We start from the raw sequence: 15637 nt of genomic DNA, 5'->3' as shown, positions 1-15637 counted from the left end.
GGAAAGCTCGTCGAAGCACTGCGCTCCTCGTTGAAGGAGATCGAACGCCTTCGCGAACAGAAGAGGGCGCTGGTCGCCGCCGCCACGGAGCCGATCGCCATCGTCGGTATGGCCTGCCGCTTCCCCGGCGGTGTGCGGACGCCGGACGACCTCTGGCGGCTGGTTCGGGACGGCGGCGACGTGCTCGGGGGCTTCCCGACCGACCGAGGCTGGGACCTGGACCACGTCTACGACGAGATCGACGGCTCCGGAGTGCGTGCGGGCGGGTTTCTGGCGGATGTGGCGGATTTCGATGCGGAGTTCTTCGGGATCTCGCCTCGGGAGGCGTTGGCGATGGATCCGCAGCAGCGGTTGTTGTTGGAGGCGTCGTGGGAGGTGATCGAGCGGGCGGGGGTGGATCCGGTGTCGTTGCGGGGGAGTCGGACCGGCGTCTTCACCGGCCTCATGTACAGCGACTACTCCTCCCGACTGCCCTCGGTGCCCCCGGAGCTCGCGGGCTTCGTCGGCAACGGCAGCGCGGCGAGTGTGGCCAGCGGGCGGGTGGCCTACTCCCTGGGCCTGGAGGGGCCCGCGGTCACGGTCGACACCGCCTGCTCCTCGTCGCTGGTGGCCCTGCACTGGGCGATCCAGGCCCTGCGCGCCGGTGACGCCGACCTGGCCATCGCGGGCGGCGCCACGGTGATGTTCACCCCGGGGGTCTTCGTCGAGTTCGCCCGGCAACAGGGCCTGGCGGGCGACGGCCGGTGCAAGCCCTTCGCCGCCGCCGCCGACGGCACGGGTTTCGCCGAGGGTGTGGGTCTGTTGTTGGTGGAGCGGTTGTCGGATGCGCGGAGGCTGGGGCACCGGGTGTTGGCGGTGGTGGCGGGTTCGGCGGTGAATCAGGATGGTGCGTCGAATGGGTTGACGGCGCCGAATGGTCCGTCGCAGCAGCGGGTGATTCGGCAGGCGTTGGCTTCGGCGGGGGTGGGTCCGTCTGAGGTTGATGTGGTGGAGGCGCATGGGACGGGTACTCGGTTGGGTGATCCGATCGAGGCGCAGGCGGTGTTGGCGACCTACGGGCAGGGTCGTGAGCGGCCGTTGTTGTTGGGTTCGGTGAAGTCGAATCTGGGTCATACGCAGGCGGCGGCGGGTGTCGCCGGGGTGATGAAGATGGTGCTGGCCATGCGGCACGGCATCGTGCCGCCCACCCTGCATGCGGACGAGCCGACGCGCGAGGTGGACTGGTCGGCCGGTGCCGTGGAACTGGCGACGGAGTCGGCGGCCTGGCCGGACACCGACCGACCACGTCGAGCCGGGGTGTCGTCCTTCGGCGCCAGCGGCACCAACGCCCACGTGATCCTCGAGGCCGCCCCCACCCCGGAGCCGACGTCACCACCCGCGTCGACTCCGGACCGACCCGCACTGACCATCGGGCCCCCGTGGCAGGTGTCCGCCCGATCCCCGGAGGCCCTGACCGCCCAGATCGAACAGCTCGCCGCCCTCACCGCCGACCCCACCGACGTCGCCCACTCCCTCGCGACCACCCGCGCCACTCTCGATCACCGTGCTGTTCTGGTGGATGGGGTGGAGGTTGCTCGTGGTGTGGCGGGTGATCTTGATGTGGTGTTGTTGTTTTCGGGTCAGGGTTCGCAGGTTGTGGGTATGGGTCGGGAGTTGTATGGGTGTTTTCCGGTTTTTGCTGCGGCGTTGGATGAGGTGTTGGGTTTGTTGGGTTCGGGTGTGCGTGAGGTGATGTGGGGGGGTGATGGTGAGGTTTTGGGTTTGACGGGGTGGGCGCAGCCTGCGGTGTTTGCGGTGGAGGTTGCGTTGTGTCGTTTGTTGGAGTGGTGTGGTGTGTCGCCGGGTGTGGTGGTGGGGCATTCGGTGGGTGAGGTGGCGGCGGCGTATGTGGCGGGTGTGTTGTCGTTGGGGGATGCGTGTGTGTTGGTGTCGGAGCGGGCGCGGTTGATGCAGGCGTTGCCGGGGGGTGGGGTGATGGTTGCGGTGGAGGCGTCGGAGTCTGAGGTGGTGCCGTTGTTGTCGGCGGGGGTGTCGGTGGCTGCGGTGAATGGTGTGTCGTCGGTGGTGTTGTCGGGGGTGGAGTCTGAGGTTGTGGGGGTGGTGTCGCGGTTGGGGGGTCGGCGGTGGTCGCGGTTGCGGGTGTCGCATGCTTTTCATTCTTCGTTGATGGATCCGATGTTGGAGGGTTTTCGGGAGGCGATCGGGGGGTTGTCTTTTTCGGAGCCGCGGGTTCGTTGGGTGGGGGGTGGTGATGGTGGTTCGGTGGATTTCTGGGTTCGTCATGTTCGTGAGACGGTGCGTTTTCATGATTATGTGAGTGGGTTGGGGGAGGGGTGTGTTTTTGTTGAGGTGGGGCCGGGTGCGGTGTTGTCTGGTCTGGTGGATGGTGGGGTTCCGTTGTTGCGGCGGGGTCGGTCGGAGGTGGAGTCGTTCGTGTCGGCGTTGGCGCGGCTTCACGTCGCGGGTGTTCCCGTCGACCTCACCCGACTGTATTCCGGCGGACGACGCGTCGATCTCCCCACCTATCCCTTTCAACGACGGCGCTACTGGCTCGACGCCGACCCGCGCGCACGAACTCGACACGCCGCCGACGACCTGCGTCACCAGGTCGGCTGGACGCCGTGGCACCTCCCGGCGTCGACCGCGACTCCCGGCGACCGGCTGATCGTCACGGCCTCCCGGCAGGACTCGACGTCCCTCGGCGCGGCTCTCGGTCGCGACGGTGCCGGCGTGCGCACGATCGAGGTCGCCGCCGTCGACCGTGCGGCACTCGCCGACCAGATCCGTGCGACGCTCGCCGAGAGCGCCGTGTCCGCGCTGGTCTCGACGCTCGACCTGCCCGGGACCATCGCGCTCGTCCAGGCGTTGGGGGACGTGGGCGTGTCCGCGCCGCTCTGGTGCGTGACGACGAACGCCGTCGCGACGGAACCGGGCGAGGCGCCCGATCCGGCACAGGCGGCGGTGTGGGGCTTCGGCCGCGTCGCCGCACTCGAACACCCCGACCGGTGGGGCGGTCTGGTGGACCTGCCCGTCGGCGCGGGCGACCACCTCGTCGGACGGGTGGCGGACGTCCTCGCCGCAGGAGACGAAGACCAGGTCGCCATCCGCGCGGGCGGAATCCTCGTCCGCCGCCTCGACCACGCCGGTACGGCCGCCCCGCCCGCCGAGCCCTGGCGGCCCTCGGGCACCGTGCTCGTCACCGGCGGAACGGGCGCGCTCGGCGCCCAGGTCGCGCGCTGGCTGAGCGCCGGGGGCGCCGATCATCTCGTGCTGGCCGCCCGCCGAGGCGATCAGGCGCCCGGTGCCGCCGCGCTACGGGAGGAACTGGTCGGCGCGGGCACCAGGGTGACCCTCGCCGCCTGCGACGTCTCGGATCGCGACGCGCTGGCCGCGCTGCTCGACGCCCACCCCGTCGACGCCGTCTTCCACACCGCGGGGGTGCTCGACGACGGCGTGATCGACGCGCTGACTCCCGGGCGGCTCGACACGGTGTTCGCCGCCAAGGCCGAGGCCGCGGCACACCTCGACGAGCTGACCCGCGGGCGAGACCTGTCGGCCTTCGTCCTGTTCTCCTCCGGCGCCGCGGTGTGGGGCAGCGCCGGTCAGTCCGCCTACGCGGCGGCGAACGCCTACCTGCACGCGCTGGCCGAACGCAGGCGGGCCGCCGGGCTGCCCGCCACCGCCGTCGCGTGGGGGCCGTGGGCGGGCGACGGCATGGCGGGCGGCATCGAGCAGGACCAGCTGGACCGGCTCGGACTGCTGGGCATGGCACCGGAACGGGCGATCGAGGCCCTGCAACGGGTGCTGGACCTCGGCGAGACGAGTGTCGTCGTGGCCGAGGTGGACTGGGCACGCTTCGGCCCCGCGTTCACGGTGGTGCGCGGCAGCCGACTGCTCGACCGGCTGGTACGGCCCGACGACACGGCGGCCGCCCTGGACTACGCCGCGCTCCCCCCGGGCGAGAGCGCGGCCGCACTACGGGACCTCGTGCTCCGGCACACCGCCGAGGTGCTCGGCCACTCCTCCCCGGCGGACATCGCACCGGACCGGGCGTTTCGAGACCTCGGATTCGACTCGTTGACCGCCTTGGAACTACGCAACCGACTGGGGGCGGCGACCGGGCTCGCCCTCCCCGTGACGGCCGTGTTCGACCATCCGACGTCGGCCGCGCTCGCGGCGCACCTGCACGCCGAACTCGTCGGCCACACGGAGCCCGTCCTCGACGAACTCGACCGCCTCGAGTCGGCGTTCGCCGAGGCGGAGCTGGACGACGGACGTCGGACCGCCGTCGCCGCCCGACTCCGACGGCTGCTCGACAGATGCGCCGCCGCCGACGGCGTCGGCATCGCGGACCGACTCGAGGACGCCTCCGACGAGGCCGTCTTCGAGCTCCTCGGCAAAGAGTTCGGCATTTCCTGATCTTCTTCCTCCCAGGGGGTTCACACGATGACCGGTGCTGACGACCTCCGGTACTTCCTCAAGCGGGTCACCGCGCAGCTGCACGACACGCGCGAGCGCCTGCGGCAGGCCGAACAGGCGAGTCGCGAGCCGATCGCGATCGTCGGCATGTCGTGCCGGTTTCCCGGCGGCATCGCCTCGCCCGAGGACCTGTGGCGAGTGCTGGCGGACGGCCGCGACGTCCTGGGTGGATTCCCGGTCGACCGGGGCTGGGACCTCGATCGTCTGCATGCGACGGGCACCCCGGGCTCCAGCGCCACGCACCGGGGCGGCTTCGTCGACGCCGTCGCCGACTTCGACGCGGAGTTCTTCGGGATCTCGCCCCGCGAGGCGACGGCGATGGACCCCCAACAGCGGCTGCTGCTGGAGACGTCGTGGGAGGCGATCGAGCGGGCGGGTATCGACCCGGCGTCGCTGCGGGGCGGCAACACGGGCGTCTTCGTGGGCACCAACGGTCAGGACTACGTCAGCGGCCTGCGGCAGGTGCCGGAGGTCGCCGCCGACCATCTGCTGATCGGCAACGCCGCGAGCGTCGTGTCCGGCCGCATCGCCTACACCCTGGGCCTGGAGGGGCCCGCGGTCACGGTCGACACCGCCTGCTCCTCGTCGCTGGTGGCCCTGCACTGGGCGATCCAGGCCCTGCGCTCCGGGGAATGCGATCTCGCTCTGGCGGGCGGCGCGACGGTGATGTCCACTCCGGGGGCCTTCGTGGAGTTCTCTCGGCAGGGCGGGCTCGCCCCGGACGGCCGGTGTAAGGCCTTCGCGGCCTCGGCCGACGGCACCGGCTGGTCCGAAGGCGTCGGGCTGCTGCTGGTGGAACGGCTGTCGGACGCCCGCAGGCTGGGGCATCCGGTGTGGGCCGTGGTACGGGGGTCGGCCGTCAACCAGGACGGGGCCTCCAACGGGTTGACGGCGCCGAGCGGACCCGCGCAGCAGCGCGTCATCCGACAGGCGCTGGCCGCCGCCGAGCTGTCCACATCGGACGTCGACGTCGTCGAGGCCCACGGCACCGGAACCCGCCTCGGCGACCCGATCGAGGCGCAGGCCCTGCTCGGCACCTACGGGCAGCACCGGTCCCGGCCGTTGTTGTTGGGTTCGGTGAAGTCGAATCTGGGTCATACGCAGGCGGCGGCGGGTGTCGCCGGGGTGATGAAGATGGTGCTGGCCATGCATCACGGGATCGTGCCCGAGACCCTGCACGTCGACGCGCCCTCGCCGCACGTGCCGTGGTCGACGGGCGCGGTCGAGCTGGCGACGGGGGCCGTGTCCTGGCCCGCGTCGGATCGACCCCGACGAGCGGCCGTGTCGTCCTTCGGCGTCAGCGGCACCAACGCCCACGTGGTGCTGGAGGCGGCCCCGGAGATCGCCGACGACCCCGCGCCCTCGGCGGCGGAGTCCCCCTTGCCGGAACCGGCCGGACACCCGATCCCGTGGGCGGTCTCGGCGAAGTCACCCGCCGCGCTCGACGCGCAGATCGCGCGGCTGCGCGGGCTCACCGCCGACCCCCGCGACGTCGGTCATTCGCTCGCGACGACTCGTGCCCTGTTCGATCACCGTGCTGTTCTGGTGGATGGGGTGGAGGTTGCTCGTGGTGTGGCGGGTGATCTTGATGTGGTGTTGTTGTTTTCGGGTCAGGGTTCGCAGGTTGTGGGTATGGGTCGGGAGTTGTATGGGTGTTTTCCGGTTTTTGCTGCGGCGTTGGATGAGGTGTTGGGTTTGTTGGGTTCGGGTGTGCGTGAGGTGATGTGGGGGGGTGATGGTGAGGTTTTGGGTTTGACGGGGTGGGCGCAGCCTGCGGTGTTTGCGGTGGAGGTTGCGTTGTGTCGTTTGTTGGAGTGGTGTGGTGTGTCGCCGGGTGTGGTGGTGGGGCATTCGGTGGGTGAGGTGGCGGCGGCGTATGTGGCGGGTGTGTTGTCGTTGGGGGATGCGTGTGTGTTGGTGTCGGAGCGGGCGCGGTTGATGCAGGCGTTGCCGGGGGGTGGGGTGATGGTTGCGGTGGAGGCGTCGGAGTCTGAGGTGGTGCCGTTGTTGTCGGCGGGGGTGTCGGTGGCTGCGGTGAATGGTGTGTCGTCGGTGGTGTTGTCGGGGGTGGAGTCTGAGGTTGTGGGGGTGGTGTCGCGGTTGGGGGGTCGGCGGTGGTCGCGGTTGCGGGTGTCGCATGCTTTTCATTCTTCGTTGATGGATCCGATGTTGGAGGGTTTTCGGGAGGCGATCGGGGGGTTGTCTTTTTCGGAGCCGCGGGTTCGTTGGGTGGGGGGTGGTGATGGTGGTTCGGTGGATTTCTGGGTTCGTCATGTTCGTGAGACGGTGCGTTTTCATGATTATGTGAGTGGGTTGGGGGAGGGGTGTGTTTTTGTTGAGGTGGGGCCGGGTGCGGTGTTGTCTGGTCTGGTGGATGGTGGGGTTCCGTTGTTGCGGCGGGGTCGGTCGGAGGTGGAGTCGTTCGTGTCGGCGTTGGCGCGGCTTCACGTCGCGGGTGTTCCCGTCGACCTCACCCGACTGTATTCCGGCGGACGACGCGTCGATCTCCCCACCTATCCGTTCCAGCGACGGCGGCACTGGCTCGACATCCCTGAGACCGCCGCCGACGTCGCCTCGGCGGGCCTGGTCGCCGCCGGACATCCGCTGCTCGGCGCCGCCGTCATGCTGGCCGACTCCGACGGCGTGGTGTTCGCGGGCCGGTTGTCCCTGCGATCCCATCCCTGGCTCGCCGACCATGTCGTCGGCGACGCGGTGCTGTTGCCGGGCACGGCCTTCGTGGAACTGGCGCTGCGTGCGGGGGAGGAGGTCGGCTGCGGTCGCCTGCACGAGCTGACGATCCAGACACCCCTGGTGCTGCGCGCCGACGAGGCCGTCCAGGTGCAGCTCACGATCGACGAGCCGGACGAGACCGGCCTGCGCCGCGTCCGGGTCCACTCCCGCGCCGAGAGCGAGGCCGCCGACGCCCCGTGGACCCGCCACGCCGACGGCGCCCTCTCGCCCGCCCGACCCGCCCCCGAACGCGCCGCTCCGTCGCCCGCCGACGCGACACCACTTCCGGTGGAGGAGTTCTACACCGAACTCGCCGGACACGGACTCGCCTACGGCCCGACCTTCCGTGGACTGCGTGCCGCCTGGCGGCGAGACGACGAGATCCTCGCCGAGATCGCCCTGCCCGAGGACGCCCGCCGGGACGCCGAGCGGTTCGGCCTGCACCCCGCGCTGCTGGACGCCGCACTGCACGCGAGCGCACTCGTCGGCGCCGGAGACGATCTCGTGCGGCTCCCCTTCGCCTTCTCCGGGGTCACCCTCCACGCGAGCGGCGCCTCGACACTGCTGATCCGGCTGAGCCCGGCGGGCCCCGACGCGACGGCCCTGGAACTGTTCGACCCGACGGGACAGCCCGTCGCCACGGTCGAGACGCTCCGGCTGCGCCCCGTCGCCCTCGACCGCGTGGCCGGCCCGCGAACCGACGTCCGCGACGCCCTCTTCCGGCTCGACTGGGTGCCCGTGCCGAACGACGGCGCCCCGGATTCCGTCCGCACCGTGGACTGCACGGACCTGGCCGGCGACGTGACGGCGGCCGCCCGGCACGGCATCGCACGGGCCCTGTCCGCGCTGCGTTCCGACGAGCGTCTCGTCGTGGTGACGCGAGGCGCGGTCGCGGTGTCGCCCGCGGAGGTCCCCGACCCCGCCGCCGCCGCCGTCTGGGGGTTCGTGCGTGCCGCCCAGTCGGAACATCCCGGCCGATTCGTGCTGGTGGACTCCGACGTGCCCGTCGACGCCGCCCGCCTCGCCGGCCTCGGCGAGCCCCAGCTGGCGGTGCGGGACGACCGGGTGCTCGCCGCCCGGTTGACGCGCGCGGCGGCCGGGCCCGGCGGGATCGACTGGGCGGCCGCCCGGCGGACCCTGATCACCGGCGGAACGGGCATGCTCGGCGCGGCGGTGGCACGGCATCTCGTCACCGTCCACGGCGTCGAGCGCCTGGTCCTGACGAGTCGCCGTGGACCGGACGCGCCCGGCGCGGCGGAGCTGCGGGACGAACTCGCAGGCCTCGGCGCCGACGTCACCGTGGTGGCCTGTGACGTGTCGGACCGCGCCCAGGTCGCCGCGCTGCTGACCGAGCACCCGGTCGACGCCGTCGTGCACACGGCGGGAGTGCTGGACGACGGCGTGATCCAGTCGATGACGCCGGAGCGCGTGGGCACCGTGTTCGCCCCGAAGGCCGATGCGGCGTGGCATCTCCACGAACTGGCGGGCGACCTCACCGCGTTCGTCCTGTTCTCCTCGGCCGCCGGCGTGATCGGCAGCGCGGGGCAGGGCAACTACGCGGCGGCGAACGCCTTCCTGGATGCGCTGGCCCAGTCGCGTCGGGCCCGCGGACTGCCCGCGCAGTCGCTGGCCTGGGGGCTGTGGGATGAAGCGAGCGGGATCACCGGTGAACTCGGCTCCACCGATTTGCGTCGCATGTCCCGCGGCGGCGTCCGGCCGCTGAGCACGGCGGACGGACTCGCCCTGTTCGACGCCGCCGCCGGGGTGGACTCGGCGGTGGTCGTCCCGATCCGACTCGACCTGTCGGTGCTCGCCGATCAGGAGGCACCGCCGTTGTGGTCGGCGCTGACCCGCACCGCGCGAAAGCCGTCGAAGCGGCCGACGGCGGTCGCACGACATGCCGACTCGGCGGAGCTGCTGGAGCTCGTCCGCGGTCGCACGGCCGCCGTGCTCGGCCACGGATCGGGCAGCGACATCGAGCCCACCCGCGCCTTCCAGGAACTCGGCTTCGACTCGCTCACCGCCGTCGAGCTGCGCAACGAACTCCAGGCCGCCACCGGCCTCACCCTCCCGTCGACGCTGATCTTCGACTATCCGTCGCCCGCCGCGCTCGCCGCTCGGCTGCACGCGGAACGCCACGGCGAGCCCGCGGCGGCCGTTCCCGCCCCGCCCGCCGTCGCCGTCTCCGACGACCCGATCGTGATCGTCGGCATGGCATGCCGATACCCCGGCGGAGTGACGTCGCCCGCCGACCTCTGGGACCTCGTCGCCCACGGCCGCGACGCCGTCGGCGGGTTCCCCGATGATCGCGGCTGGGACCTGGACGCCCTGTACGACCCGGACCCCGAGCACGTCGGCACCAGCTACACCCGGCACGGCGGCTTCCTGTACGACGCAGGACTGTTCGATGCGGAGTTCTTCGGGATCTCGCCGCGCGAGGCGTCGGCGATGGATCCGCAGCAGCGGCTGCTGCTGGAGACGGCCTGGGAGACGATCGAGAGCGCGGGGATCGACGCGCGGTCCCTTCGGGGCAGCCGGACCGGCGTGTTCGCGGGCTTGATGTACCACGATTACCTCGGGCGGCTGCATCGGGTGCCCGAGGACCTCGAAGGTCATCTGGGCAACGGCAACGCGGGCAGCGTCGCCTCCGGCCGCATCGCCTACGCGCTGGGTCTGGAGGGACCCGCGATGACCGTCGACACGGCGTGCTCGTCCTCGTTGGTCGCCCTGCATCTGGCCGCGCAGGCGCTGCGCGCGGGGGAATGTGATCTCGCCCTGGCCGGCGGCGTCGCCGTCATGGCGACGCCCGGGGTGTTCGTGGAGTTCTCCCGGCAGCGCGGGTTGTCCGCCGACGGCCGGTGCAAGTCGTTCGCGGGGGCGGCGGACGGCACCGGGTGGTCCGAGGGCGTCGGCCTGCTGCTGGTGGAGCGGCTGTCCGACGCCCGCAGGCTGGGGCACCGGGTGTTGGCGGTGGTGGCGGGTTCGGCCGTCAACCAGGACGGCGCGTCGAACGGCCTGTCGGCGCCGAACGGCCCGTCGCAGCAGCGGGTGATCCGGCAGGCGTTGGCGAACGCGGGTCTGTCTCCCGCGGACGTCGACGTGGTGGAGGGACACGGGACGGGGACCCGGCTGGGCGATCCGATCGAGGCGCAGGCGGTGATCGCGACCTACGGGCAGGACCGGCCGCATCCCCTGGTGCTCGGTTCGGTGAAGTCGAATCTGGGACACACGCAGGCGGCGGCGGGCGTGGCGGGCGTCATCAAGATGATCCTGGCCATGCGGCACGGGGTGGTGCCGCCGACGTTGCATGTGGACGAGCCGACGTCGCAGGTGGACTGGTCGGTGGGCGCGGTGGAGCTGGCGACGGAGTCGGTCGTGTGGCCGGATGTGGATCGGCCGCGTCGTGCGGGGGTGTCGTCCTTCGGGGTCAGCGGCACCAACGCCCACGTCATCCTCGAAGATCCGTCCGTCTGGTACCGGCCGCAGCCGCTCGACGGTCGGGACACGGCCGAGGTCGCCGCCGGGGACACCCCCGCGAGCCTGCCCCCGGCGGCAGGTGCCGTGCCACTGGTCCTCTCGGCGAGATCCGACGCGGCACTGCGCGCCCAGGCCGCTCGGCTGAGCGACTTCCTCGCGTCACAGCAGGCGCCGGACCTCCGAGACGTGGGCTTCACCCTGCTGGCACGGTCGTCCTTCGCCCGTCGGGTACTGGTGGCGGGAACACACGTCGACCAGGTTCGGGCAGGCCTGGCCGAGGTGGCCGCGGGCCGACTGGAGCCTGGGCCGCGTGCCGCGGGCTCGGGTGTGGTGTTGGTGTTTCCGGGTCAGGGTTCGCAGTGGGTGGGGTTGGCGGTGGGGTTGGCGGCGGTGTCGCCTGTCTTCGCCGCTCGGCTGGGTGAATGCGCCGAGACTCTGTCGGAGTTCGTGGACTGGTCGTTGCCTGATGTGTTGTCGGATGAGGCTGCGTTGTCGCGGGTTGATGTGGTGCAGCCGGTGTTGTTCGCGGTGATGGTGTCTCTGGCCGAATTGTGGCGTTCGGTGGGGGTGGTTCCGGCTGCGGTGGTGGGGCATTCGCAGGGTGAGATCGCGGCGGCGGTGGTGTCGGGGGGTTTGAGTCTGCGGGACGGCGCACGGGTGGTGGTGTCGCGGAGTCGGTTGATCGCGGGTCTGGGTGGTGGTGGGGGCATGGTGTCGGTGGGCCTGCCCGCGTCGGAGGTCTCCGCTTTGTTGCCTGTGGGGGTGTCGTTGGCAGCCGTGAACGGTCCCACGTCGGCGGTGGTGTCCGGCCCCGAACAGGCGCTGGCCGAGCTGGTGGCCGACTGCGAATCACGCGGGGTGCGCGCGAAGTGGATCCCCGTCGACTACGCCTCCCACTCGGTCCTGATGGACCCGCTGCGCGACGAACTGCTGCACAGCCTGGCAGCGGTGACACCGCGTGCATCCGAGGTGCCGTTCTATTCGTCGGTGACCGGCGAGGTCGCCGACACGGCCTCGTTGGGCGCCGAGTACTGGTTCGACAACCTCAGAGAGACGGTGCGGTTCGATCGGGCGGTCGAGTCGTTGTTGTCCGACGGCCTGGGCGTGTTCGTGGAGTCCAGCGCGCATCCGGTGTTGACCTACGGGATCGGGGAGGTCGTCGAGGAACACGGGGCCGAGAACGCCCTGGTCGTCGGGACCTTACGCCGGGACGACGGCGGGTTGGACCGGTTCCTGGCCTCGGCGGGGGAGCTGTTCGCCCACGGCGTCGATCTCGACCTCACACCGTTCCTGACGGGCGGCCGACTCGTCGACCTGCCGACGTACGCCTTCCAACACGAACGCTACTGGCTGGACGCCCCCCAGCTCGCAGGTGACGTCCGTTCCGCCGGACTCGCCGACGCCGATCACCCGCTCCTCGGCGCGGCGGTGGAGCTGCCCGCCGACGCGGGCGTCGTGTTCACCGGCAGGCTCTCGCCGCGCACCCATCCGTGGCTGGCCGACCACGCCGTCGCGGGCACCGTACTGCTGCCCGGCACCGCCTTCGTCGAACTCGCCGCCCGGGCGGGCGACGAGGTCGGGCACGGCGTCGTGGAGGAACTCACCCTCCAGGCCCCGCTGGTGTTCACGGCGGACGCCGTCGCCGAGGTACGGGTGTCGGTCGGCGCCGTCGACGACGCCGGACTCCGGCCGGTGAGCGTGCACTCCCGGGGCGGCGACGGCTGGACCGCCCATGCGACCGGCGCACTCTCGGCGCCCGCGGCGGCCCCGGCCGACGACGTCGCCGAATGGCCGCCGCCGGACGCCCGACCCGCCGACCTCGACGGTTTCTACGCCGACCTGGCGATGCGGGGATACGACTACGGTCCCGCCTTCCAGGGGCTGCGTGCGGCATGGCGCCGAGGAGACGAACTGTTCGCCGAGGTCGCCGTGTCCGACGAGGAGCGCGCCGCCGCCGAACGGTTCGGACTGCATCCCGCTCTGCTCGACGCGGCACTGCACGCCGTCGGGCTCGGCGCCGCCGCGGCCGAGGGCATCGGGCTTCCGTTCAGCTGGTCGGGAGTACGAGTGCACACGGCGGGAGCGACGAGCCTGCGGGTGCGGATCACCACGGCGGCGGACGGGTCCGTGTCGCTGTACGGCATCGACGAGGCGGGCGCCCCGGTCGTGTCGGTGCGATCGATCACCGTCCGCCCGATGGCCGGGCACGTGACGACCGACTCGCTCTACCGGATCGACTGGGTCCCGATTCGAACGACCGACGACCGGGCGGCCGCCGGGTCGGTCTTCGAATGCCCATCGGGGACGCCGCGCACGGTCGTCGGGGCCGTGTTGTCGCATCTCCAGCAACGGCTGTCGGCGGCCGACGATCGGCCGATCGTGGTGGTGACGCGGAACGGCGTCGGGGTGTCGCCGGACGAGGCACCCGACCCGGCCGCCGCCGCGGTCTGGGGGCTGGTGCGCTCGGCGCAGTCGGAGCATCCGGACCGGATCGTGCTGATCGACGGCACACCCGATGCCGAACTCGACGTCGAACGACTCGCGGCCCTCGGGGAGCCGCAGCTCGCCGTGCGCGGCGACGTCGTCACTGCCGCCCGTCTCGCGCGCGCGTCCGCCGAGGGCCGCGGCGGCTGGGACCGGACGGGAACGACGCTGATCACCGGCGGCACCGGAACCCTCGGCGCCGCGGTGGCGCGGCACCTCGTCACCGAACACGGCGCCCTGCGGCTCGTCCTGACGAGCAGGCGGGGCGTCGACGCGCCCGGCGCCGCTCGGCTGCGCGACGAACTGGCGGCGCTGGGCGCGGAGGTCGCCGTCGTCGCCTGCGACGTCGCCGACCGCGACCAGGTCGCCGATCTGCTGGCCGCCCATCCGGTGACGGCCGTGGTGCACGCGGCGGGAGTGCTCGACGACGGCGTCGTCGACTCTCTGACCCCGCGGCATCTCGACACGGTGTTCGGGCCGAAGGTCGACGCCGCGTGGCATCTGCACGAGCTCACCGAGAACCTCACCGCGTTCGTCCTGTTCTCCTCGGCCTCCGGGCTCCTCGGAGCCCCCGGGCAGGGCAACTACGCGGCGGCGAACACGTTCCTGGACGCCCTCGCCCAGCACCGCCGCGCCGTCGGTCTGCCCGCGCAGTCGCTGGCCTGGGGCCTCTGGTCCGAGACGAGCACGCTGACGGCGGGCGTGACACGGTCGCGCGGTGTCGCCGCGTTCTCCGTCGAGGACGGCCTGGCGCTGTTCGACGCGGCGCTGGCGATCGACGAGCCCGTCCTCGCTCCGGTGCGTCTCGACCTGCGTGCGGCGGACTCGGTGCCACCGCTGTTCACCGGCCTCGTCCGGACTCGCCGCCGCTCCGCCGAGAGGCGGACCGATCTGAGGGAACGGCTCATCGGTCTGGCTCCTGAGGCACGGGAACGCCTGCTGCTCGATCTCGTCCGCACCGAGGCCGCCGTGGTGCTCGGGCACCGCTCCGCCGAGGACGTCGTCGTCGATCGAAGCTTCCTGGAGTCGGGCTTCGACTCGCTCGCCGCCGTCGAGCTGCGCAACGCGATCACCAGGTCCACCGGCCTGCGGCTGCCCGCCACGGTGGTCTTCGACCAGCGGACCCCGGCAGGCCTCGCGCGGCATCTTCGGCAGGAGTCGGCGGCTCCGCGGCCCGCGAACGATCCGGCCGACACGGTGAGCACGCTGTTCCGCCGTGCCGTGGACACCGACCAGCGTGACCGGGGATTCGAACTGCTCAACGCCGTGGCCGACCTGCGTCCGTCCTTTCACGACGCGGCCGAGCCCGCCGACGCCCCGGCGATCGTCGAGCTGGCCCGCGGACCCGGTCCGAGGGTGATCTGCGTGCCGTCCCCGATGGGCATGGGCGGGGCGCAGCAGTTCGTGCGGCTCGCCGCCGCCTTCGGCGGCGCCCGCGCGGTGTCCGCGCTGAGCGTGCCGGGCTTCGCCGAAGGCGAGCCGCTGCCCGCCACGATCGAGGCGGCCGTCGGCCTGCTCGCCCGCTCGGTGCGGGAACTGCCCGGCGACGAACCGTTCGTCCTGCTGGGTTATTCGGCGGGCGGCCTCCTGGCGCAGGCGACGACCCGTCATCTCCAGGATGTCGGACGCCCGGCCGCCGCTCTCGTCCTGCTCGACACCTACCTGCCGGACAGCAAGGCGATGGAGGGCTTCGCGACGCACATGCTCGCGGGTCTGTTCGCCCGCGAGGAGTCCTTCGGGCCTTACACGGCGGATCGGCTCTCCGCCATGGGGCGCTATGTCCGACTGTTCGAGGAGTGCGTGGTGCGGGATGTCGACGCGCCCACCCTGTTCGTGCGCCCGGGATCGCTCGGTGACGACGAGACGGGCGATGCACAGTGGCGCGCGTCCTGGGACTCCGCCGAGACCGAGGCCGAGGTGCCCGGCGACCACTTCACGATGCTGGAGCACCACGCCGCCGACACGGCACGGGCCGTCGAGGACTGGCTGCGTGCGGGCGGGGTGTGACTCCTGCCCCCCGACCGGGCGCCTCGGCGGTCTCATGACGAGAGCCGGGGCGTCCGTCCGGTCGGTTCGAGCGGATGTTCCGAGATGCGAGCTTTCTCCGGAAGGGTGGTGACGTCACTCTCAGTGTTCCAGATATGAGATCGACGGGTCGGTCGGTGGCTCTCGGTGACGGCGTCGTCGACTGTCTTCACAAGAACCGAACTTCGTGAGCGCGGGCCATTAGCGACATCGTGTCGAGGTGGGCCGTCGGCGGGCGGGCGGCTTTGTCGGTCGATTACAAGCATGGCTACCAGGCGCGTGGCTGCTTGCCACTCGGCAGCGTCCGTGTCATAATCGAGACTGCACTGAAACTTGACGATCAGAGTAGAACAGATCGGTGGTGGACGGTTTATTCGGGTGTGTCGAGTCGGCTCGACATCTGCGACCGAACAAGTTGCACCGGGGAGCTGTACAGGGGTGT

The 15637-nt window shown here is 71.5% G+C and carries 1 protein-coding gene and 1 pseudogene; both read left to right on the top strand.

Annotated elements, in window-relative coordinates; translation table 11 throughout:
* Positions 1–6: 6 nt before the first annotated feature.
* Positions 7–4419 (top strand): annotated as a pseudogene (locus tag AHOG_RS15590) (type I polyketide synthase); the annotation flags it as partial.
* Between the two features lie 27 nt (positions 4420–4446).
* Entirely contained in the window at positions 4447–15177 is a 10731-nt protein-coding gene (locus tag AHOG_RS15585; protein WP_093942013.1) for a type I polyketide synthase, read from the top strand.
* Positions 15178–15637 lie beyond the last annotated feature (460 nt).

The organism is Actinoalloteichus hoggarensis (assembly GCF_002234535.1).
Taxonomy (GTDB): Bacteria; Actinomycetota; Actinomycetes; order Mycobacteriales; family Pseudonocardiaceae; genus Actinoalloteichus_A; species Actinoalloteichus_A hoggarensis.
Note: the sequence above shows the minus strand (reverse complement) of the source record. Positions and strands in the feature narration are given on the sequence as shown.